The sequence below is a fragment of the Streptomyces sp. NPDC127595 genome (genome assembly GCF_042671685.1).
Taxonomy (GTDB): domain Bacteria; phylum Actinomycetota; class Actinomycetes; order Streptomycetales; family Streptomycetaceae; genus Streptomyces.
In genome coordinates this window covers 18399-41228 of sequence record NZ_JBHXWK010000013.1, presented here as the reverse complement: position 1 = coordinate 41228, position 22830 = coordinate 18399, and the positions used below count along the sequence as shown (strand labels likewise).

Annotated in this window: 17 protein-coding genes and 1 tRNA gene; 7 read left to right on the top strand and 11 right to left on the bottom strand. The window is 68.1% G+C overall.

Going from position 1 to position 22830, the window contains the following annotated elements; translation table 11 throughout:
* The first annotated feature begins 166 nt into the window (after window positions 1-166).
* Entirely contained in the window at window positions 167-1555 is a 1389-nt protein-coding gene (locus ACFVKT_RS32930) for a pyridoxal phosphate-dependent decarboxylase family protein (RefSeq protein ID WP_385738366.1), read from the top strand.
* Window positions 1552-2970, top strand: coding sequence for a lysine N(6)-hydroxylase/L-ornithine N(5)-oxygenase family protein (locus ACFVKT_RS32925; RefSeq protein WP_385738364.1), 1419 nt, complete (start codon window positions 1552-1554; stop codon window positions 2968-2970). Before ACFVKT_RS32930 ends, ACFVKT_RS32925 begins: the two co-directional genes overlap by 4 nt.
* A gap of 13 nt (window positions 2971-2983) precedes the next feature.
* Here the strand turns inward: ACFVKT_RS32925 and ACFVKT_RS32920 are convergent, their stop codons facing one another.
* Window positions 2984-4807, bottom strand: coding sequence for a bifunctional metallophosphatase/5'-nucleotidase (locus ACFVKT_RS32920; protein WP_385738362.1), 1824 nt, complete (start codon window positions 4805-4807; stop codon window positions 2984-2986).
* 139 nt (window positions 4808-4946) lie between these two features.
* Between ACFVKT_RS32920 and ACFVKT_RS32915 the strand changes: the two genes are divergently transcribed.
* Window positions 4947-5663 carry an SIMPL domain-containing protein gene (locus ACFVKT_RS32915; RefSeq protein WP_385738360.1) on the top strand — a complete coding sequence of 239 codons (717 nt, stop codon included), beginning with the start codon at window positions 4947-4949 and terminating at the stop codon, window positions 5661-5663.
* Between the two features lie 174 nt (window positions 5664-5837).
* Window positions 5838-7274, top strand: a complete 1437-nt coding sequence (gene pyk, locus ACFVKT_RS32910) for a pyruvate kinase (protein ID WP_385738358.1) — start codon at window positions 5838-5840, stop codon at window positions 7272-7274.
* A gap of 10 nt (window positions 7275-7284) precedes the next feature.
* Here the strand turns inward: pyk and ACFVKT_RS32905 are convergent, their stop codons facing one another.
* Both ACFVKT_RS32905 and ACFVKT_RS32900 read right to left on the bottom strand, forming a co-directional pair.
* Entirely contained in the window at window positions 7285-8031 is a 747-nt protein-coding gene (locus ACFVKT_RS32905) for a helix-turn-helix domain-containing protein (RefSeq protein ID WP_385738356.1), read from the bottom strand.
* A gap of 106 nt (window positions 8032-8137) precedes the next feature.
* Window positions 8138-8212: transfer RNA gene (locus ACFVKT_RS32900), tRNA-Leu, on the bottom strand.
* A 97-nt stretch (window positions 8213-8309) separates the two neighbouring features.
* Here ACFVKT_RS32900 and ACFVKT_RS32895 point away from each other — a divergent pair.
* On the top strand, window positions 8310-8966 hold the full coding sequence (locus tag ACFVKT_RS32895; RefSeq protein ID WP_385738354.1) for an ANTAR domain-containing response regulator: 657 nt from the start codon (window positions 8310-8312) through the stop codon (window positions 8964-8966).
* Window positions 8967-9041: 75 nt separating this feature from the next.
* On the opposite strand, the gene ACFVKT_RS32890 is transcribed toward ACFVKT_RS32895, so the two are convergent.
* The 6 genes from ACFVKT_RS32890 to ACFVKT_RS32865 form a co-directional block, all read right to left on the bottom strand.
* Window positions 9042-9758, bottom strand: a complete 717-nt coding sequence (locus tag ACFVKT_RS32890) for an ABC transporter ATP-binding protein (protein ID WP_385738352.1) — start codon at window positions 9756-9758, stop codon at window positions 9042-9044.
* The gene (locus ACFVKT_RS32885; RefSeq protein WP_385738350.1) at window positions 9755-10666 is read right to left on the bottom strand and encodes an ABC transporter ATP-binding protein; all 912 of its coding nucleotides are present in this window, start codon (window positions 10664-10666) and stop codon (window positions 9755-9757) included. Before ACFVKT_RS32885 ends, ACFVKT_RS32890 begins: the two co-directional genes overlap by 4 nt.
* A gap of 5 nt (window positions 10667-10671) precedes the next feature.
* A complete protein-coding gene (locus ACFVKT_RS32880; protein ID WP_385738348.1) occupies window positions 10672-12498 on the bottom strand; it encodes a branched-chain amino acid ABC transporter permease in 1827 nt (608 codons plus the stop codon).
* 5 nt (window positions 12499-12503) lie between these two features.
* Window positions 12504-13436: a branched-chain amino acid ABC transporter permease gene (locus ACFVKT_RS32875; protein ID WP_385738346.1), complete on the bottom strand. Its 933-nt coding sequence runs from the start codon at window positions 13434-13436 to the stop codon at window positions 12504-12506.
* 120 nt (window positions 13437-13556) lie between these two features.
* Window positions 13557-14786 (bottom strand): branched-chain amino acid ABC transporter substrate-binding protein, encoded by a 1230-nt coding sequence (locus tag ACFVKT_RS32870; protein WP_385738344.1) that lies wholly within the window; start codon window positions 14784-14786, stop codon window positions 13557-13559.
* Window positions 14787-15681: 895 nt separating this feature from the next.
* Window positions 15682-16089, bottom strand: coding sequence for a hypothetical protein (locus tag ACFVKT_RS32865; RefSeq protein WP_385738342.1), 408 nt, complete (start codon window positions 16087-16089; stop codon window positions 15682-15684).
* 64 nt (window positions 16090-16153) lie between these two features.
* Between ACFVKT_RS32865 and ACFVKT_RS32860 the strand changes: the two genes are divergently transcribed.
* Complete coding sequence (locus tag ACFVKT_RS32860; protein WP_385738340.1) at window positions 16154-16879, top strand: ceramidase domain-containing protein; 726 nt, start codon at window positions 16154-16156, stop codon at window positions 16877-16879.
* Between the two features lie 72 nt (window positions 16880-16951).
* Here ACFVKT_RS32860 and ACFVKT_RS32855 read toward each other — a convergent pair whose 3' ends face one another.
* Together ACFVKT_RS32855 and ACFVKT_RS32850 are read right to left on the bottom strand one after the other, a co-directional pair.
* Window positions 16952-17413 carry a hotdog fold thioesterase gene (locus tag ACFVKT_RS32855; protein ID WP_385738339.1) on the bottom strand — a complete coding sequence of 154 codons (462 nt, stop codon included), beginning with the start codon at window positions 17411-17413 and terminating at the stop codon, window positions 16952-16954.
* A 94-nt stretch (window positions 17414-17507) separates the two neighbouring features.
* Window positions 17508-19787, bottom strand: a complete 2280-nt coding sequence (locus ACFVKT_RS32850) for an FdhF/YdeP family oxidoreductase (RefSeq protein ID WP_385738337.1) — start codon at window positions 19785-19787, stop codon at window positions 17508-17510.
* 166 nt (window positions 19788-19953) lie between these two features.
* Here ACFVKT_RS32850 and polA point away from each other — a divergent pair, with 166 nt between their 5' ends.
* A complete protein-coding gene (polA, locus tag ACFVKT_RS32845; protein ID WP_385738335.1) occupies window positions 19954-22680 on the top strand; it encodes a DNA polymerase I in 2727 nt (908 codons plus the stop codon).
* Window positions 22681-22830: the final 150 nt, after the last annotated feature.

Below are 22830 nucleotides of genomic sequence, written 5' to 3'. Positions count from 1 at the left end.
GCGGAAGGGGCGAGAAAACACCCTTAGCACCACCCCCGCTCCAACACATTTCCTCCGCACGGCAGTACCCCCTTTCGGGTCGGATCGTTGTCCTTCGCGGGCGCGCCGACCCGAACTGCGTACAGGCTTGGACTCCACCCTGCCGCGCGCCCACCGGAGGACCCCCATGAGCACGCCGCGCACGCCGCCCCTGGCCTCAGGTCCCCAAGGCCCCAGCGCACTGCGGCCGTTGCTCGACACCGTGCTCGACGCGCTGCGCGAGGGCGCCGAGGCAAGGGGAGGACCGCTGCCCGCCGGGGGACCGGAGGCGGTGGCGCGACGAATGCGGGACGCCGTCGGGGACGTACTGCCCGAGCAGGGAACCGAAAACGCCCTGCACACCCTCGTACGGGCCCTCGCCGAAGGCTCCGCGGACCCCGCGCACCCCCTGTGCGCCGCCCACCTGCACTGCCCGCCCCTCGCCGTCGCCACCGCCGCAGACCTCGCCGCCTCCGCCCTCAACCCCTCCCTGGACTCCTGGGACCAGGCCCCCGCCGCCTCCGCACTGGAAGCACTGGTGACACGGGCGCTGGCGAGCGAAGCCGGCGCGGCCGACGCACTCGTCACCACCGGCGGCACCGAGTCCAACCAACTCGCCCTCCTCCTCGCCCGAGAAGCCCACGCCGGCGCCCACGGCTACGCACACGGCGGCCTGCGCCTCGTCCACGGCGCCAACGCCCACCACTCCCTGTACCGCGCCGCCTGGCTCCTCGGCCTGCCCGAGCCCGTCGTCGTCCCCGCGCCCGCCGGCACCATGGACCCCGCCGCCCTCGACGAAGCACTCAACAAGCTGTGCGGCCCCCTGATCGTCGCCGCCACCGCAGGCACCACCGACGCCGGCCTCATCGACCCGCTCCCCGAGATCGCCGACCTCTGCGCCACCCGCGGCGCCCGCCTCCACATCGACGCCGCCTACGGCGGAGGCCTCCTCTTCAGCAACCGGCACCGCCACAAACTCGACGGACTCCACCGCGCCGACACCGTCACCCTCGACCTGCACAAACTCGGCTGGCAGCCCGTCGCCGCCGGCCTCCTCACCATCCGCGACGAACACGACCTCACCGCACTCCAACACCGCGCCGACTACCTCAACGCCGACGACGACACCGAAGCAGGCCTCCCCGACCTCCTCGGCCGCTCCCTGCGCACCACCCGACGCCCCGACATCCTCAAAATCGCCGTCACCCTCAAAACACTGGGAAGGGAAGGCATCGGCGCGCTCGTCGACCAAGTCTGCGCCCACGCCGAAGAGTTCGCCGACCTCATCGCCACCCACCCCGGCTTCGAGCTCTACGACCGGCCGGCCATCAGCACCGTCCTGTTCCGGCCCACCCAAGCCACCGACGACGACATCGCCGCCGTACGCCGCACCCTCCTGCACCAAGGGAGCGCCGTCCTCGGACGCGCCACCCTCGACGGCCGCCGCTGGCTCAAAGCCACCCTCCTCAACCCCCACACCCAGCCAGGCGACCTGGCCACGCTCCTGAAACTGGTGGAAGGACACACCCCCCGATGAGCCCGACGCCCAACCCCCCACACCCCGCCACCGAAGCACCCCGCGACCTGGTGGGCATCGGCATCGGCCCCTTCAACCTCTCCCTCGCCGCCCTCGCCCAGCCCCTCGCCGAACTCGACACCGTCTTCTACGAACAACGCCCCGGCTTCGACTGGCACCCCGGCCTCCTCATCGACGGCGCAACCCTCCAAGTCCCCTTCCTCGCCGACCTGGTGACCCTCGCCGACCCCACCAGCCCCTGGTCCTTCCTCAACTACCTCAAGGCCCGCGACCGGCTCTTCCCCTTCTACTTCGCCGAGCGCTTCCACATCCAGCGCGTCGAATACGACGCCTACTGCCGCTGGGTCGCCGACAGCCTCCCCGCACTCCACTTCGGCCACCAGGTCGACGCCGTCCGCTGGAACCCCGAACGCGCCCTCTTCGAAGTCGACTTCACCCAACTCGACACCGACGGAGAAGCCGAATCCCTCGGCCGCACCTACACCCGCAACATCGTCCTCGGCGTCGGCACCGCCCCCAACATCCCCGAAGCCCTCAAACCCCTCGTCGCAGCCCCCGGCGTACCCGTCATCCACGCCGCGGACTACCTCAAACACCGCGAACAGTTCCTCACCGCCGAACACATCACCGTCATCGGCGCCGGACAATCAGGCGCCGAAGTCTTCCTCGACCTGCTCCGCAACCGCCCCGCAGGCCGCGAGAAAATCCACTGGCTCGCCCGCACCGAAGCCTTCGCACCCATGGAGTACTCCAAGCTCGGCCTCGAACACTTCACCCCCGACTACACCCGCTACTTCCACCACCTCACCGAACCCGTACGCGACCGGCTCGTCGCCGCCCAATGGCAACTCCACAAAGGCATCGACGCCGACACCATCGCCGCCATCCACGACGAGCTCTACCGCCGCACCCTGCACGGCGGCTGGCCCGACGCCGTCCTCACCCCCGCCGTCACCGTCCGCACCGCAGGCCGCGTCGCCACCACCAAAGTCGAACTCCACCTCGAACACACCCAACAAGGCGCCCGCTCCCGCCTCACCACCGACGCCGTCGTCCTCGCCACCGGCTACCGCGAACGCCCCCTCGGCCGCATCCTCGCCGGACTCGACCCCTACCTCCGCCGCGACAGCTCCGAACGCCCCCGCATCGACGACCAGTTCCGCCTCATCCTCGACCCCTCCGTCACCGGCCACGTCCACGTCCAGAACGCCGAACTCCACACCCACGGCGTCGGCGCCCCCGACCTCGGACTCGCCGCCTGGCGCAGCGCCACCATCCTCAACTCCCTCACCGGGAAAGACCCCTACCCACTCCCCGACCGAACCGCCTTCACCACCTTCGGACTCAACCCACAACCACAGATCCCGTCCGCCCGCCAGGAACGAGTCCTGACACCCCTGGCAGACGGGATCTGAAACGAACAAGGGATCAGAAGACCGGCGTGCCGTCCCGCGTCAACTTCCAGTCCACCGAAGCGAACTCCGCCGGATCCAGCGAACCCTTCGCCGTCACCCACTCCGCGATCCGCGTACGGATCTCCGTCGACTCCGACCACACCTCCGTCGCCGACGCCACGAACGGGAACGCGCCACCGCCGTTCGCCCGGTAGTTGTTCACCGCCAGCACGAACCGCTGCGCGTCATCCAACGCCGCCCCGTTGTACGCCAGGTTCTTGATCCGCGAACCCTCCGCCTGCGCGATGTCGATGTCATACGTCAGACCCGACACATAGTCGTAGTTGTAGTCCGGACGGTTGTTCGCGTTCGTCAGCTTCTCCACGTCGACCACCGCGCCCGCCGCCGTCCGCACAAAATAGTTCGCCGAGTACTCCAGGTACGCCCGCACCTGAGCACCCGTCATCACCTTCGCGACCAGCGTGTTGTCGTACACATACAGGCTCGACAGATCCCGGATCGTCACATTCCCCGCCGGGATCTCCGACGTACGCGAGAACGGCGACGCCTGCGCGATCACCGGCAGCGACGCATACTCCGTACCCACCAGCGCCGCCCTGACCACGTCCTCCTGCACCTTGGTGATCAGATCGATGATCGGAGCGTCCTTGTACCGCGCCTCGACCGTCGTCAGTGTCTCAGTCGCCGTACCGACCACCTGGTTCACATACGCCACGACCACATCGTGCTCGGCCTTCAGCAGCTTCGTGATCTTCGGGTCGTCAGCGACCGAGTTCGAGTTACGGACCGACGCCGCCACCGACTCGACCGACCACTTCCCCTTCTCGAAAACCAGCTCGATGTCGAAGAGGGACAACCGCTCCGCATACGCCAGCGGCTCCGACAGCACCACCGTCTTACCCGTCGCCGTGTTCGTGACCTTCAGCTCCGGGATCTCCACATGCGCGTGCCCGACCAGAATCGCGTCGATGCCAGGAACCTGCTGCGCCACCAGCGCCGCCGAGTTCTCGACGTACGGCAACTGATCACCGTACGACGACGTACCCGACGAACCCGAGTGCGCCGACACGACAACCACATCCGCACCCATCGACCGCAGCTTCGGCACCCACTTCGCCGCCTGCTCCTCCAGACCCGGGAACGTCAACTTCCCCTGGACGTAGGCCTTGTCCCAGATCGCGATCCCCGGATTCGTCAGACCCAGCACCGCTACCTTCACCGGCGGCGCACCCTTCACCTGGAACTTCTTGATGAAGTACGGCGGGAAAGCCGGCTTCAGCGTCTTCGCGTCCAGCGCGTTCGCACCCAACAGCGGAAAACGGCACTGCTCCTCGAACTTCCGCAGCGTCTCGATGCCGTAGTTGAACTCGTGGTTGCCGAGCGCCACCGCGTCATACCCGATCGCGTTCATCGCCTGCGCCATCGGATGAACCGGACCACCCTTCGCCGTGATCGGGTCGACCTTCGCGTAGTAATACGTCAGCGGAGTGCCCTGAATCGTGTCACCCGCATCCAGAAGCAGCGTGTTCGCACGGCCCTTCTCCTTACGGACCGCGTTCACCAGCGTCGAAATCCGCGCCAGACCCTGCGCGTTACCCGCCGTGTCCTTGTACTCCGCGTCCTTGAAGTAGTCCCAGTTGAAAACATGACCGTGCAAGTCGGTCGTGCCCAGCACCGTCAGCGAATACCGCTTCACCGGCTTCCCGCCCTTCCCCGCCGCGACAGGCCCAGCAGCCTCGGCCGCCTCAGCCGTGGGAGCCGCCACCGCCCCGGCGAACGCGACCCCCGCCCCCGTCGCAGCGGACTTCTTCAGGAACTTCCGGCGGTTCAACGACATCTCAGCGACTCCTCAGGAAACAGGCCAACAACGCGCGTAGATTCTGGCCCACCAGCCACCACCACAACAGGTCCAGGAGGTTTCAATCTGGTGACCTGCGGCCACCACAACCGACCCCACCAGTGACAGAGTGGGACGTATGACGCCCACCGCAGAGGAACCGCAACCCGCCCTCCCCTACGGCACCCCCGACTCACCCCGCATCGCCGTCCGCGGCGAAGCCCACCTCGAAGTCGACCCCGAAATAGCCCGCATCGGCATCACCGTCAGCGCCCGCGGCACCGACCGACAAGGCGCCCTCACCGACCTCACCCGCCGCAACACCACCGCACTCGACCTCGTCAAAACCTACGGCGACGCCGTCGAACGCCTAGAAACCGGCGCCTTCTCCATCAGCCCCGAACTCACCAGACACGGCCGCGGCGAACGCATCCGCGCCTACCACGGCCGCGTCCACATCACCGCCGAACTCACCGACTTCACGGCCCTGGGCGAACTGACGACCCGGCTCGCCGACCTCGACCTCACCCGCGTCGACGGCCCCTGGTGGGCACTGCGCCCCACCTCACCCAGCCACCGCAAAGCCCGCCAACAAGCCGTCCTCGAAGCCGTCCAGCGCGCCCGCGAATACGCCGACGCCCTCGGCACCACCCTCACCGCCCTCGTCGAACTAGCCGACATCGGCGCCGAGAACACCCACCAGTACCCCCAGAACCCCGGCCGCGCCATGCGCTCCATGTCCTACGCCGCAGACGCCGCCGACACCGAAATCGCCGCCCTCGACCTCGAACCCCAACGCCAGCACGTCTACGCCCAGGTCAACGCCCGATTCACCATGGCACCACCCCAGCTGTAGCCCAGCCGCACAAATTCGGAATTGTGCCCGAGGGGGCACACAAAGCAACCGCCCGCGCTCATCAGAGCACCCCCGCGCACAATTCAACGCTTGTCAATAACCCTTCACGCAAAGGTTGTTGAGTAGTCATGCGGTACCAATTCCCTACCCGCCGGTAAGGCCTACGCTTGAAACATGCGCCGAGCAAAAATCGTCTGTACATTGGGCCCCGCCACCGACTCGTACGACCAGATCAAAGCACTGGTCGACGCCGGAATGGACGTAGCCCGCTTCAACCTCAGCCACGGCACCTACGCCGACCACGAGGAGCGCTACCAGCGCGTACGCAAGGCCTCCGACGAGTCCGGCCGCAGCGTCGGCATCCTCGCCGACCTTCAAGGCCCGAAGATCCGACTCGGCCGCTTCACCGAAGGCCCCGTACTCCTTGAACGCGGAGACACCTTCACCATCACCGTCGAAGAAGGCGTCCAAGGCGACCGCCAGACCTGCGGAACCACCTACGACGGCCTCGCCGCCGACGTCACCACCGGCGAACGCATCCTCGTCGACGACGGCAAAGTCACCCTCGAAGTCACCTCCGTCGACGGCCCCCGCGTCCACACCACCGTCATCGAAGGCGGCATGGTCTCCGACAACAAGGGCCTCAACCTCCCCGGCGTCGCCGTCTCCGTTCCCGCACTCTCCGACAAGGACGAAGCAGACCTCCGCTGGGCCCTCCGCACCGGCTGCGACGTCATCGCCCTCTCCTTCGTCAGGAGCGGCAAGGACATCGACGATGTCCACCGCATCATGGACGAAGAAGGCCGCCGCCTCCCCGTCATCGCCAAGATCGAGAAGCCCCAGGCCGTCGACAACATCGACGACATCGTCGCCGCCTTCGACGGCATCATGGTCGCCCGCGGCGACCTCGGCGTCGAAATGCCCCTGGAACAGGTCCCGATCGTCCAAAAGCGAGCCATCAAGCTGGCGAAGCGCAACGCCAAGCCCGTCATCGTCGCCACCCAGATGCTCGACTCGATGATCGAGAACTCCCGCCCAACCCGCGCCGAAGCCTCCGACGTCGCCAACGCCGTCATCGACGGCACCGACGCCGTGATGCTCTCCGGCGAAACCAGCGTCGGCAAGTACGCCATCGAGACCGTCCGCACCATGGGCCGCATCGTCGAAGCCGCAGAAGAGGACATCCTCGACAAGGGCCTCCCGCCCCTCACCGAGCGCAACAAACCCCGCACCCAGGGCGGCGCCGTCGCCCGCGCCGCCGCCGAAATGGGCGACTTCCTCGGCGCCAAGTTCCTCGTCGCCTTCACCCAGTCCGGCGACACCGTCCGCCGCCTGTCGCGGTACCGGTCGCCGATCCCGCTCCTGGCCTTCACCCCGGCGCCGGAGACCCGCTCCCAGCTGAACCTCACCTGGGGCGTCGAAACCTTCCTCGGCCCCCACGTCGACTCCACCGACGCCATGGTCCAGCAGGTCGATGAGCTGCTTCTGAAGTACGGCCGCTGCGAGAAGGGCGACATTGTTGTGATCACGGCCGGCTCGCCGCCCGGGGTCTCCGGCTCGACCAACCTGGTGCGCATCCACCACATCGGTGAGGATGACAGTCCCAAGTAGCTTTCCCTAGTCAGTATTTGGGGCCTACGTGGGTGTCCATGAGGGCGACGGAGGCGCGGCGGGCTACGGAGATGTTCTGTGAGTTCGCCTGCTTCCAGTCGACGCCGAGTGTGTCGAGGGTGTTCGTGTAGAGGCGGATGATGTCGGGCGACTTGTTGGTGAAGAAGTACCGGGGGTACTCGTAGCGCTTGGGTTCGCCGGCAACGAGGCGAGTCGTCCAATTGGTGATGCGGCAGCCGTCGGAGTGGATGAGGCCTCGGATGAACTCCCAGGGGTGGGCATCGATGATGTCCCGCTGCCAGGGTTCGAGGACGATGTGGCGGTCGTGCTTCTTGCCGGGGCCGTGCTGGGGGAAGAGGCAGGGCCAGTGTCGGCCGTAGCTGGTGATCATGACGCAGCCCTGCTTCTGGAGGGTGTAGACGCCGACTCCGGGGGAGACGCTTGTGATGGCCTCGCGGCATTGCTGGATGAGCCCGGGCCACGCATCGGCACAGGCGATCCTCAGGTAATAGCCGGTGCCACGCGGGTGAGGGCTGATGCAGCCGTCGCCGAGATAGAGCCCCAGCAAGTAGGCGTACGCACTCTGATTCGCAACTGGTCTGGGGTCGGGAGCGGCCATCCGAGGCAGCGGCTCAACTCGTTCCTGCCAGGAGCGGATCGCGGCGCGTGAGATGCCTGTCTCTTTGCTGACGGAGTTCAGGCTGCGTCCCTGGTCGACCAGCGCGAGTGCTCGCTTACGGGTGCCCACGTCGTACATGTGGCCACCCTGCGCGACTGATCGTCGCGGTGCGCAGCAAAAGGCGGATGTTCACGAGAACGGGAACATCCGCTTCTGGGTGGCGACCTTGGAATGTAAGGAAAAGTGCCCCAGGTGGGATTCGAACCCACACTGTCCGCTGTTTGAGAGCGGCCTCTCTAACCAGTTGGAGTACTGGGGCCTTAGAAAGGAAGGAGAAGTGCAACCCCTCGGGGCACCACCCTACCGCAGCTAGGTAGGCTCTTGTAGGCAGTACCCCGCCCGAACGAGGAGCCCCCGTGACCGCCCCCGAGTCGCCCCAGCCCGTAGACGCGCCCGACGACGACAAGTCGCACGTGCCTCCGCTGACGACCCGTGTCGTCATCGCCGAGGACGAGGCGCTGATTCGTCTCGACCTCAAAGAGATGCTGGAGGAAGAGGGCTACAGCGTCGTGGGCGAGGCGGGCGACGGTGAGCAGGCCGTCGAGCTGGCCAGGGAGCACAAGCCCGACCTGGTGATCCTCGACGTGAAGATGCCCAAGCTCGATGGGATCTCCGCCGCCGAGAAGATCGCCGAGGAGGGCATCGCCCCCGTGCTGATGCTGACGGCGTTCTCGCAGCGCGACCTGGTCGAGCGGGCTCGTGACGCCGGCGCGATGGCGTACCTCGTGAAGCCCTTCAGTAAGAGTGACGTGGTGCCCGCGATCGAGATGGCGGTGTCGCGGTTCACGGAGCTGAAGCAGCTGGAGCGGGAGGTCGCGGACCTCAGTCAGCGGCTGGAGACGCGGAAGCTGGTGGACCGGGCGAAGTCGGTTCTGCAGACGCAGTACGGGCTGACGGAGCCGGCGGCGTTCCGGTGGATTCAGAAGACGTCGATGGACCGGCGGATGTCGATGCAGCAGGTTGCTGAGGCGGTTATTCAGGACGCCGAGGAGAAGAAGTCCGCGAAGGGCTAGCCCGACCCGTAGGACGGAAGAGGCCCGCACCCCTGACGACAGGGATGCGGGCCTTCTCGTATGCGCGCAGGAGTGTCAGTCCTCGCCCAGGTATGCCTTCCGGACGGACTCGTCGTGCAGGAGGTCCTGTCCCGCGCCGGAGAGGACGATGCTGCCGACCTCCATGACGTGGCCGTGGTCCGCGAGGGAGAGTGCTGCTTGGGCGTTCTGTTCGACGAGGAGGATCGTCGTGCCCTGGGACTTGAGTTCGGCGATGGTGGACATGATCTTCTGCATCATGATCGGCGAGAGGCCCATGGAGGGTTCGTCGAGCATGAGGAGTTTGGGCTGGGACATGAGGGCCCGGCCCATGGCGAGCATCTGCTGCTCACCGCCGGAGAGGGTTCCCGCGGCCTGCTTCCTGCGTTCTCCGAGGATGGGGAAGAGGTCGTAGGCGCGCTGGATGTCCTTCTCGATGGCCTGCTTGTCGTCGCGGAGGAAGGCGCCGAGTCGCAGGTTGTCCTCGATGGTCATGCGGGGGAAGATGTGCCGGCCCTCGGGGGAGTGGGCGAGTCCCAGCGAGACGATCTGGTGGGCGGGGGTCTTCTTCAGTGACTTGCCCTGGAACTTGATCTGGCCGCCGACGGGCTTGAGGAGGCCGGAGAGGGTGCGCAGGGTGGTGGTTTTGCCGGCGCCGTTGGTGCCGATGAGGGTGACCACCTCGCCGGCTTCGACCTTGAAGGAGATGCCTTTGACGGCTTCGATTTTGCCGTAGGCGACTCGGAGGTCCTCGACTTCGAGCAGTGCGGTCATCGGTCGGTCTCCTTGCCGGGCGAGGCGTCCTTCGTGGTGTCGGCGTTTGCCTCGGCGGCTTCGACTTCGGCGATTTCTTCGTCGCCGGGGGCGTCTTCGAAGGGTTCGCCGAGGTAGGCGGCGATGACGCGTTCGTCGCCCTGGACGGTGGCGCTGTCGCCTTCGACGAGTTTTTCGCCTTGGACGAGGACGGCGACGCGGTCGCAGAGGTTGAAGATGAACCGCATGTCGTGCTCGATGACGAGGATGGCGATGCCCATGTCCCGGATGGCGAAGACGAGTTCCTCGGTGGCCCGGGTCTCCTGGGGGTTCATGCCTGCGGTGGGCTCGTCGAGGAGCAGGAGGCCGGGCTCGCTGGCGAGGGCTCGTGCGATCTCCAGCTTGCGCTGTTCGCCGTAGGGGAGGTTCCTGGCGAGGTGGTCGCGCTTGGCGGCGAGGCCGATGAACTCCAGGAGTTCCATGGCGCGTTCTTCGGAGGCCTTCTCGGCCTTCTTGAAGCCGGGGCCGCGCAGGAGGGCCGACCAGAGGCCTTCCTTGGTGCGGGTGTGGCGGCCGACGAGGACGTTTTCCAGGACCGTCATGTTGGCGAAGAGACGGATGTTCTGGAAGGTGCGGGCGACGCCGGCGGCGGTGACCTTGAAGGATTTGGGCGGGAGGAGGGTGCCTTTGTAGCGGACCTCTCCCTCGGTGGGGATGTAGAGGCCGGTGAGGCAGTTGAAGAAGGTCGTCTTGCCGGCGCCGTTGGGGCCGATCAGTCCGACGATTTCGCCGCTGTTGACGGTGAGGTCGACGTTGCGTACGGCGGTGAGGCCGCCGAAGCGCATGGTGACGCCGCGGGCGTCGAGTACGACTTCGCCGGGGGCGTTGGCGCCGGAGGGGGCGTCTTTGGTGGTGGTGTCGGTTGTCATGGTGGTCAGGCCCCTGCCTTGCTGAGGACTGTGGGCGCTTCGGCCTCTTCGTGGAATTCGAGCTGGCGGCGCCGGTTGGGGATGAGGCCCTCCGGGCGGAAGCGCATCAGCAGGACGAGCGCGAGGCCGAAGGCGAGGAGCTGGTAGTCGTCGAGGAACTGGAGCTTGGCCGGGATGAGGTAGAGCAGTGCGGCGCCGACGAGGGGTCCGCTGATGGTGCCCATGCCGCCGAGGACGACTGCCGCGAGCAGGAACGCCGAGTTGGGGGGGACGACGTTGGCGAAGGTGTACTGCTCGGGGGTCACGGTGTAGGTGACGTGTGCCTGGACGGTGCCGGCGAGTCCGGCGAGGGTGGCGCCGAGGGCGAAGGCGATGAGTTTGACGCGGAAGCCGTTGATGCCCATGGCGAGGGCGGCGGTCTCGTCTTCGCGGATGGCTACCCAGGCGCGGCCGATGCGGGAGTCGCCGCTGCGCCGGAAGACGACCACGACGATGAGCGTGATGAGGAGCATCAGCAGGAAGTAGTTGGCGAATCGCGCGATGGTGAATCCGGCGAAGGTGTGTTCGGCGCCGAAGTCGAAGCCGAGGATGTTGAGGTTCGGGATCGACGCGATGCCGTTGGAGCCGTTGGTGATGTCGGGGCCCGAGGTGCCGTCCATGTTGAGGACGCCGATGCGGAAGATCTCACCGAAGCCGAGGGTGACGATGGCGAGGTAGTCGCCGCGGAGTCGCAGGGTGGGGGCGCCGATGAGGACGCCGAAGACCATGGCGACGGCGGCTCCGAGGAGGGCGGCGGCCCAGAACGGGAAGTGGACGTCGAACGGCGAGGACGGCGAGCCGGAGACCATGGCCGCGGTGTAGGCGCCGACGCCGAGGAAGGCGACGTATCCGAGGTCGAGGAGGCCGGCGAGGCCGACGACGATGTTGAGGCCGAGGGCGACGGTGGCGAAGATCAGGATGTAGACGCCGATGGTCGCGTACTGGTCGTCGGACTGGGTGAAGGGGAAGGCGGCGGCGGCGAGGAAGGCGCCGAGCATCGTCACGTTGCGGTGCTTGGCGGTGAGGGTGGAGATCCTGTTGACGAGGCCGGCCTTGGCGGCGGCGGCGAAGCTGCAGCCGGTGATGATGAGGAAGCCGACGAAGAGTTCGTCGTATTCGGTGCCGATGCCGTAGGTGAAGACGACCAGGCCGAGGGCGAGTACCGCGACGATGATGAGGATCTCGGCGTACGCGGGCAGCTTGCGGGCCGGGGTGGGGGTGCCGGAGGCGAAGGCGGCCTTGATGACGCTGACGTTGTTGCGTACGTCGAGGAGGAGCCGTTCGCGGGGGGTGTCCTCGGGGTCGGCGATGTCGGGTTCCGGCCGCTGGAACGGCAGGGAGAGTGCGCCGAGGAGGGCGGCGAGGGTGGCGACGGCGACGATGTAGCCGCCGGGTTCGAGGTTGACGACGCCGCCGAGCTGGACGGTGATCGCGATGACCGTGAACCAGGCGGTGAGGAAGGCGCCGAGTGCGGCGAGCTTGAGGGCGCTGGAGGCGCCTGCGGGTACCAGCCAGCCCAGGCCCTTGATGCCGTAGGAGGCGAGGCCGAAGAGGGTGGTGAGGGCGCCGCCGATGAGGACGAGGACCTGGAGGCCGCCCGGGTAGCCGTAGACGGTGAGGTCGCCGGGGAAGTCGGCGGTCCAGGTCCAGGCGAGGAAGGCGGAGACGACGGTGAGGGCGCCGCCGCCGGTGGCGAGCGCGCGGCCGATGGTGGGGGGGATGGCGACGAGGCCCGTGGGCGTTCCCGGGTTCGGGGTGCTGGGCGTCTCGGGTGCGGTGGTCTGTGTGGTCATCGGTGTCACGCCCTGTCCGCCACGCGCTCACCGAGCAGGCCCTGTGGCCTGAACAGGAGTACGAGGATGAGGAGTACGAAGGCCCAGACGTTGGCCCAGGACTGGCCGCCGAGCTGCGACATGCCGGGGACGTCGGCGATGTAGGCGGTGGCCAGGGTTTCGGCGAGGCCGAGGACGAGGCCGCCGATCATGGCTCCGTAGATGTTGCCGATGCCGCCGAGGACGGCGGCGGTGAAGGCCTTGAGGCCGAGGAGGAAGCCCATGCGGAAGTTGATCTCGCCGTACTTGAATCCGTAGGCCACACCGCCGATGGCGGCGAAGGCGGCGCCGAGGGCGAAGGCGACCACGATGATGCGGTCGGTGTTGATGCCCATGAGCTTGGCGGTGTCCGGGTCCTGGGCGGTGGCCTGCATGCCGCGTCCGGTGCGGGTCTTCATCACGAAGTAGGCGAGGATCGCCATGCTGATGGGGGCGGCGACGAAGAGGAAGATGTCGCCGGTCTGGATGGTGACGCTGCCGATCTTGAAGGGGCCGCCGGGGATGCTCGGGAAGATGATGGCGGACTTGGCGTCCGGGTACCAGGCCCATACCGCCTGCTGGAGGGCGAGGGAGAGGCCGATGGCGGTGATGAGGGGGGCGAGGCGTGGCGCGGTGCGCAGCGGGCGGTAGGCGAACCGTTCCGCTCCTACGGCGACGGTGGTGGAGACCACGATGGCGCCGATGAGCATGAGGGGCAGGGCGACCCACATGGTGGTGCCGTCGGGCAGGATGTACAGGTAGACCGTGAGGGCGCCGAAGGCCCCGGTCATGAAGATCTCGCCGTGGGCGAAGTTGATGAGCTGGACGATGCCGTAGACCATTGTGTAGCCGATGGCGACGAGCCCGTACATGGATCCCAGTAGCAGGCCGTTGACCAGCTGCTGCGGCAGTTCGTTCACCGCATGTCCTCCGAGACGTTCGGACGTCGGATGTTCGACGAGTGGGGGCCGGATGCGAGTCCGCGCGGGGCGCCTGTGGTGCAGCGCCCCGCGCGGCTCGTGGGTGGTGCGGGTGGAGGGTCAGCCTGTGTAGGTACCGGACTTCACGGGCTTCCAGGCACCGTTCTCGACCGCGTAGACGGTGAGCTGCTTGTTGGTCGCGTCACCGTATTCGTCGAAGGAGACCTTGCCGGTCACGCCGTCGAAGGAGACGTTCTGCATGGCCGCGGTGACCTGGGCGCGGGCGTCGTCCGGGAGCTTGCCGTCGTTGTCGTCGACGACCTTCTTCACGGCTTCGATGATCGCCCAGGCGGAGTCGTAGGAGTAGCCGCCGTACGCCTCGTAGGCCTCCTTGTAGCCGGCCGCCTTGTAGTTGGCGACGAACTCCTTGGCGGAGGGGAGGTCCTCGACCGGTGCGCCGACGGAGGTGGCGAGGTCGCCGGTGGCGGTGGCGCCGGCCAGCTTGATGAAGTCGGCGCTGTAGATGCCGTCACCGCCGACGACGGGGATCTCGGCGCCCGCGGCCTTGATCTGCTTGCTGAGCGGGCCTGCCTGCGGGTACTCGCCGCCGTAGTAGACGACGTCCGCGCCGGAGCTCTTCACCTGGGTGGCGATGGCGGAGAAGTCCTTGGTGTCCGGGTCGATGTGCTGGGTGCCGGCCACGGTGCCGCCGAGCTTCTTGAACTCCTCGGTGAAGGTGGCGGCCAGGCCGGCGCCGTAGGTCTTCTTGTCGTCGATGACGAAGACCTTCTTCTTCTTGGAGTCGTTGTAGACGTACTGCGCGGCGAAGGGGCCCTGGATGGCGTCCGTGGTCGCGGTGCGGAAGTACGACTTGTACGGGCGGGTCTTGGTGCCGGTGTTCCAGTCCGTGCCCTGGGTGAGGGCCGGGTTGGTGTTGGCGGGGGAGACCTCGACGAGCTTGGCGTCGTCGAAGACCTTCTGCATGGACTCCGCGACGGAGGAGTTCAGCGGGCCGACCACGCCGAGGACGGCGTCGTCGGCGACGAGCTTGGTGGCGTTCTGCTGGCCCGAGGAGGGCTGTGCCTGGTCGTCGAGGGCTTCGATCTTGAAGGTGACGCCGTCGACGTACTTCTGCTCGTTGGCCTGCTTGGTGGCGAGGTCCACGGAGTTCTTGATGCCCAGGCCCAGAGCGGACAGGTCGCCGGTCAGCGGGGCGTCGATACCGATGGTGACGGTGGTGCCACTGTCGGAGCTCGAGCCGCCGTCGTCGTCGCGTGAGCCGCAGGCGGTAAGGGTGAGTGCTCCCGCCGCCAGCGCGGCGGTGATGGCGATGAACGAACGTTGACGCACGGTCAGTCCTTTCCCTGGCGCGGCCCTCCCCCATGGAAGGCGCCGAGTCGAGCGCTGCGCTGAGCCGAAATAGTTTCGAATCCTTGGAGCGGTGACTGGGCGTGACTCTAAGCGGGTGCGGGGAACATCGAGGAGGGTCTGGGGAAGGCTGTGACGCTCTTGTTATGACACGAGGTAATGCAGAGCGGTACTGAGTGGGTGGAACCGTGGAATTCAGGCTGATTCGCCCTGTCCGCATGTTGAGAACGCGCAGGACTCGGAGGGGTGCGTTCAGGAGTGTTCTAGGACTTTGGTGATGACCCGGAATTGTTGCCGCAGGCTACTTGGAGGGCTTCTGAGAGGTCATGGGCGTATCGCTCACCAAGGATGTAGCTGTGCACTTGTATTACCTGCGTATTACGTAGAGTTACATCGAGGAAAGGGAGTCCGGCGTTCCGGGGCACTTTTGCGCATTCACCGACGTGCACGGTGATCGTGATCCGGTGTGGAAATCCCGTCCCTGTGCGGAACGGTGGGCGTGGTGCGGAGGTGAGGGAGAGGCCGGCGGAGGGCTGTCCGATCCGCGTCACGGTGACGGGCGGGCCGGAACGCACGGTGACTTCCACGGCGAAGGTGAATGCCCCGCTCGACCCGTCCGCGGGTGGGTCCGTACGGCCGGCGTAGGCGACGTCGGTCACCTGGGAGGGGTACGGCGGGGCGGGCGGCGGCGGTTGCCGGGGACGGGTGGCGTAGAGAGAGCCGCCGACGACGAGGACGGCGACGGACGTGGCGGTGGCGAGTGCGGCGCGGCGGTGCCGGTCGTACCAGTGAGTGAGCGGGCCCCGCGGAATCTTGGCAGGCAGAAGGGTGTCCTGTGCGTGGGTGCCCTCGCCCGGCTCGACGGGACCGATGCCGCTCACTGCCAGGGACCTCCGCTCGGGGAGCCGTCGCGATAGCGCTGCTCGCACAGTTCGCGTGCCTGACGGTCGATCAACTGCTCGGCTGCTTCGGTGCCCTGGCGTTTTTCCTCGGCCCGCGCGGCGTCGACGACCTTCATCAGGATCTCGTACTGCCCGTTGGACAGGCCCATCGACTGGTAGTCCCCGTAGGTGTCCTGGTCCAGTGCCTCTCGGGACCAGTGCGCGACGAGCTGCGTGCACAGGTCCTCGGGTGGCGTGGAAGACGGTGACGGGGTGGCGGAGGCCGGTGTTTCACGTGCCGTCGCTCCGGTTTCCGCGCAGCCGGTGACCAGGAGGCCGCCGGTCAGGAGTGTCAGGCCGAACGCGAGCGCCGTCCTCGTCAAGGGGGTTCCCGCGGTTCGCATAGGTTGACGCTAAGCCGCCGGGTGCCGGGGATCAACGGATGGGGACCGGCCAGGATGGGGGACCGTGAACTGGAGCGAGCACCTCGACGAGTACTGCGAGCGCGGGTCGGCGGCCTTCTGGGCCGAGCCCGTCAACGCGGTCAGCAATCTGGCCTTCGTCATGGCGGCGTTCGCGCTCTGGCGCATCCTCAGGCCCTACCGGCAGGTGCCCGCCGGCATCGGGCCCTGCCGGCCTGTGCCCGTCGACATCGCGATGCTGGCCCCGTTCATGGCGCTCATCGGCATCGGCAGCTTCGCCTTCCACACGCTGGCGACGCGGTGGTCCCAGATGCTGGACGTCGCGCCGATCACCCTGTTCGTGCTCTTCTGCCTCGGGTGCTTCCTGCGCTGGTTCTACGGCCTCGCGTGGCGGCGGTGTGTGCTCGGGGTGGCCGGTTTCGTGGTCTTCACCGCCGTGTTCGGTGTGCTGGCCGGCGGCCTTATCCCCAACCGCTCCGGTATGTATGTGCCCGTACTGCTGTTGATGACGGGCCTGGCGGTGACGTTGCGCGGGTCGCGGGAGGCGGGCAGGGCCGCTCAGTGGCGGCAGTTCGCGGCGGCGGCCGTGGTGTTCGCGGTCGCGCTGTCCGCTCGCACGGTCGACGAGGAGATCTGCGGAGCGTTCCCGCTGGGCACGCACTTCCTGTGGCACACCCTCGACGGCGTACTGGTCTTCCTGGTGTCCCGCGCCCTGGTCCGCCGCTGGCGGTATCTCGCGGACCGGGACCGTCTTGCGGTGCCCGCTCCGTGACGGCCGTAGGAGTCGCGCGCCGTACGGCTGACTCGCGGCGGTCAGCCGTACGCGCCTCTTCGGGCGTGCGGGTCAGCCGGTGGGGACGTCCTTGAGCATGCAGGTCAGCCGGGCGGTGCAGACGCGCTTGTCGGCCTCGTCCGTGATGACGATCTCGTACGTCGCCGAGGACCTGCCCCGGTGTACGGGGGTGGCCACGCCCGTGACCAGGCCGGAGCGCACTCCGCGGTGGTGGGTGCAGTTCAGGTCGACGCCCACGGCGATCTTGGAGCTGCCGCCGTGCAGCATCGCGCCGACGGAGCCGATGGTCTCGGCGAGGACGGCGGAGGCGCCGCCGTGCAGGAGGCCGTAGGGCTGGGTGTTGCCCTCCACCGGCATCGTGGCGACGACGCGCTCGGCGGAGGCCTCGATGAGCTGAACGCCCATGCGGGTGCCGAGGTGGCCTGCCGAGAAGAGGGCGGGCAGGTCGACGCCGAGCGACGCGTACTCGTCGATGACCTCTTGCGGGAACTTCACGGTGCGCTGCTCGCCCATCGGGCCCGACTCCGTCCGTCGTGGATCACTGTGTGGATCAATGGCTGGGATCAGTGTGTGGTGGATCGATCTCACTGACTCACTGAGCAAACGCTCAGTCGGTTCCCGATTGTTCCAGACGTACCACGACGGATTTGCTGGCAGGGGTGTTGCTGGTGTCCGCGGTCGCGTCCAGCGGGACCAGGACGTTGGTCTCCGGGTAGTAGGCGGCCGCGCAGCCGCGGGCGGTGGGGTAGTGCACGACGCGGAAACCGCGGGCGCGGCGCTCGACGCCGTCCTTCCACTCGCCGACGAGGTCGACGTACGAGCCGTCCGCGAGGCTCAGCTCCCGGGCGTCCTCCGGGTTCACGAGCACCACCCGGCGGCCGTTCCTGATCCCCCGGTAGCGGTCGTCCAGGCCGTAGATCGTGGTGTTGTACTGGTCGTGCGAACGCAGGGTCTGCAGCAGCAGGCGCCCCTCGGGGAGCTTTGGGTACTCGACGGGCGCGGCCGTGAAGTTGGCCTTGCCGGTGGCCGTCGGGAAGCGGCGCTCGTCGCGCGGGGCGTGTGGGAGCGCGAAGCCCGAAGGGTGCGCCACGCGCGCGTTGAAGTCGTCGAAGCCGGGGACCACGCGCGCGATGCGGTCACGGACGGTCGCGTAGTCCTTCTCGAACTCCTCCCAGGGCGTACGGGATTCATGGCCGAGGACGCGGCGTGCGAGGCGGGCGACGACGGCCGGCTCGGACAGCAGGTGTTCGCTCGCGGGTTCCAGGCGGCCGCGTGAGGCGTGCACCATGCCCATGGAGTCCTCGACGGTCACGAACTGCTCGCCGCTGCCCTGGAGATCGCGCTCGGTACGGCCGAGGGTCGGCAGGATCAGGGCACGCGCGCCGGTGACCGCGTGTGAGCGGTTCAGTTTCGTCGACACGTGGACGGTGAGGCGGGCGCGGCGCATGGCGGCCTCGGTCACCTCGGTGTCGGGGGATGCCGACACGAAGTTGCCGCCCATCGCGAAGAAGACCTTGGCGTCGCCGTCGCGCAGTGCGCGGATGGCCCGTACGACGTCGTAGCCGTGCTTGCGCGGCGGAGCGAACCCGAACTCCCGCTCCAGAGCGTCGAGGAAGGCGGGGGCGGGCCGTTCGAAGATGCCCATCGTGCGGTCACCCTGCACGTTCGAGTGGCCGCGCACCGGGCAGACGCCCGCGCCGGGGCGGCCGATGTTGCCGCGCAGCAGAAGGAAGTTGACGACTTCGCGGATCGTCGGCACGGCGTGCTTGTGCTGGGTGAGGCCCATGGCCCAGCAGACGATGGTGCGCTCGGAGTCGAGGATCAGGCGTAGGGCTTCGTCGATCCTGTCCCGGGTGAGGCCGGTCGCGGTGAGGGTCTCGTCCCAGTCGGCGGCGCGGGCGGCGGCGGCGAAGTCCTCGTAGCCGTGGGTGTGTTCGCCGATGAACTCCTCGTCGACCGCGCCCTCGGTCTCCAGAACGAGTTTGTTGAGGAGGCGGAAGAGGGCCTGGTCGCCGCCGAGGCGGATCTGCAGGAACAGGTCGGTGAGGGCGGCGCCCTTGAGCATGCCCTGGGCGGTCTGGGGGTTCTTGAAGCGCTCGAGTCCCGCCTCGGGCAGCGGGTTGACCGTGATGATCTTCGCGCCGTTCGCCTTGGCCTTCTCCAGCGCGGAGAGCATGCGGGGGTGGTTCGTGCCGGGGTTCTGCCCGGCGACGATGATCAGGTCCGCCCTGTAGAGGTCCTCCAGCAGGACGCTGCCCTTGCCGATGCCGATGGTCTCGGAGAGGGCGGAACCCGAGGACTCGTGGCACATGTTGGAGCAGTCCGGCAGGTTGTTCGTGCCCAGTTCGCGGGCGAACAGTTGGTAGAGGAAGGCCGCTTCGTTGCTGGTGCGTCCGGAGGTGTAGAACAGGGCCTCGTCGGGGGAGCCGAGTGCGGCGAGTTCCTCGGCGACGATGTCGAAGGCCCGCTCCCAGGGCACCGGTTCGTAGTGGTCGGCGCCCTCGGCCAGGTACATGGGGTGGGTGAGGCGGCCCTGCTGGCCCAGCCAGTAGCCGCTGCGGCCGGCGAGGTCGGCCACGGTGTGCGCGGCGAAGAAGTCCGGGGTGACCCGGCGCAGGGTGGCCTCCTCGGCGACCGCCTTCGCGCCGTTCTCACAGAACTCCGCCGCGTGCCGGTGCTCGGGCTCGGGCCAGGCGCAGCCCGGGCAGTCGAAGCCGTCCTTCTGGTTGACGCGCAGGAGGGTGAGAGCGGTGCGGCGTACGCCCATCTGCTGCTGGGCGATGCGCAGGGTGTGCCCGACGGCGGGGAGCCCGGCTGCCGCGTGCTTCGGCTCGGCTACCTGCGGCGCGTCCTGGACCGGATCGCTCTTGGGCGGCTTGCTGGCCATCGCTGGGGACCCCTTCGCGTGCATGTGTGCTGCGTATTTCCGGGGCCGGCCGCCGCCGCGGACCCCGGCCCTCGTACCCTTCCGAATCCTCGCACGGGGCGGCGACAACGACCGTGCCGGGCCGCGAGGGCTCTCACTGTCAGTGGGGCGTGGCAGGATCGGGGTCGTGGCAGAAACAGCATCGAAGAAGACCGACAGCACCTCCGGCGAGACGCGTCCGCGGCTGATGCTCATGGACGGGCACTCGCTGGCGTACCGCGCGTTCTTCGCGCTGCCCGCGGAGAACTTCACCACCGCGACGGGCCAGCCGACGAACGCGATCTACGGCTTCGCGTCGATGCTGGCGAACACGCTGCGCGACGAGGCGCCCACGCACTTCGCGGTGGCGTTCGACGTCTCCCGCAAGACGTGGCGCTCCGAGGAGTTCACCGAGTACAAGGCGAACAGGTCGAAGACCCCGGACGAGTTCAAGGGGCAGGTCGAGCTGATCGGCGAGTTGCTCGACGCGATGCACGCGGAGCGGTTCGCGGTCGACGGCTTCGAGGCGGACGACGTCATCGCGACGCTCGCCACGCAGGCCGAGGCCGCGGGTTTCGACGTGCTCATCGTCACCGGCGACCGCGACTCCTTCCAGCTCGTCTCCGAGCACACGACAGTGCTGTATCCGACGAAGGGTGTCTCGGAACTGACCCGCTTCACTCCGGAGAAGGTCTTCGAGAAGTACGGGCTGACGCCGGCGCAGTACCCCGACTTCGCGGCGCTGCGCGGCGACCCGTCCGACAACCTGCCGGGCATCCCCGGTGTCGGTGAGAAGACGGCGGCGAAGTGGATCAACCAGTTCGGTTCGTTCGCGGAGCTGGTCGAGCGAGTCGACGAGGTCAAGGGCAAGGCCGGGCAGAATCTCCGCGACCACCTGGAGGCGGTGAAGCTCAACCGCCGTCTCACCGAGATGGTGAAGGACGTGGAGCTGCCCAGGACGGTCACCGAGCTGGAGCGCGCCCCGTACGACCGCAAGGCGGTGGCGATGGTTCTCGACACCCTGGAGATCCGCAACCCCTCGCTGCGCGAGCGGCTCCTCGCCGTCGACCCGGGCGCGGAGGAGACCGAGGACACTCACCCGGTCACCGCGGGCGTCGAACTCGACGGCACGGTGCTGGGCGCGGGCGAGCTGAAGCCCTGGCTGGCCGAGCACGGCGGGGCGGTCCTGGGTCTGGCCACGGTCGACTCCTGGGCGCTGGGCACGGGCGCGGTGGCCGAGGTCGCGCTCGCGACCGCCGGCGGCAAGGCCGCGTGGTTCGACCCGGCACAGCTGGACGAGGCCGACGAGAACGCGTTCGCGAAGTGGCTCGCCGACCCCGAGAAGCCCAAGGTCATGCACAACGCCAAGGGTGCGATGCGGGTCTTCCCCGAGCACGGCTGGACCGTCGAGGGTGTGTCCATGGACACCGCGCTCGCCGCCTACCTGGTGAAGCCGGGGCGCCGCTCCTTCGCCCTTGACGCACTGTCCCTGGAGTACCTCGGCCGGGAGCTGGGGCCCACTGCGGCGGCCGACGGGCAGCTCGCCTTCGGCAGCGACGACCAGGCCGAGGCCGACGCGCTGATGGTGCAGGCCCGCACGATTCTCGACCTGGGCGAGGCGTTCGGCGAGAAGCTGGAGGAGGTCGGCGCGGCCGGCCTGCTGCGCGACATCGAGCTGCCGACGTCCGCGCTGCTGGCCCGCCTGGAGCGGCACGGCATCGCCGCGGACCGGACCCACCTCGAAGCCATGGAGCAGATGTTCGGGGCCGCCGTGCAGCAGGCGGTGAAGGAGGCACACGCCTCCGTGGGCCATGTGTTCAACCTCGGCTCGCCCAAGCAGCTCCAGGAGGTCTTCTTCGGCGAACTCGACCTGCCCAAGACGAAGAAGACGAAGACGGGCTTCACGACGGACGCGGACGCCCTGGCCTGGCTGGCCGGGCAGACCGACCACGAACTGCCGGTGATCATGCTCCGGCACCGCGAGCAGGCGCGGCTCCGGTCGACGGTCGAGGGTCTGATCAAGACGATCGCGGCGGACGGCCGTATCCACACCACCTTCAACCAGACGGTGGCCGCGACGGGCCGCCTGTCGTCGACGGACCCGAACCTCCAGAACATCCCGGTCCGCACCGACGAGGGCCGTGCGATCCGCCGCGGCTTCGTGGTCGGCGAGGGCTTCGAGTCGCTCATGACCGCCGACTACAGCCAGATCGAACTGCGCGTGATGGCCCACCTGTCCGAGGACGAGGGCCTGTTGGAGGCCTTCACCTCCGGCGAGGACCTGCACACCACAGTCGCCTCGCAGGTGTTCTCCGTGGAGCGGTCCGGGGTCGACGCGGAGATGCGGCGCAAGATCAAGGCGATGTCGTACGGCCTGGCGTACGGGCTGTCGGCCTTCGGTCTCTCCCAGCAGCTGAACATCGACGCGGGGGAGGCGCGCGGGCTGATGGACACGTACTTCGAGCGTTTCGGCGGCGTACGCGACTATCTGCGCCGCGCGGTCGACGAAGCCCGTGCCACGGGCTACACGGAGACGCTCTTCGGCCGCCGCAGGCACCTCCCCGACCTCAACAGCGACAACCGCCAGCGGCGCGAGACGGCCGAGCGGATGGCTCTCAACGCGCCCATCCAGGGCACGGCCGCCGACATCGTCAAGATCGCCATGCTGAACGTGGACCGTGCCCTGCGGGAAGCCGGCCTTCAGTCCCGCATGCTGCTCCAGGTCCACGACGAAATCGTCCTGGAGATCGCCCCCGGTGAGCGCGCCAGGACCGAGGAACTGGTCCGCCGCGAGATGGCGTCCGCCGTCCAGCTCCAGGCCCCGCTGGACGTCTCCATCGGCTCGGGGGACGACTGGGAATCGGCGGCGCACTAGCGCTCCGCTGGGTTTGCGGTTCGTTCGGTGGAGGTCGGTCGCGAAGTCGCCCCCGTCCCTTTGGGACGGGGTGCACCGGAGCTGGTACGGGGTTCGTTCAGCACGGACCGGTGGGGGCTGGCGTGCTGTTCCCCCGCCCCTTTGGGACGC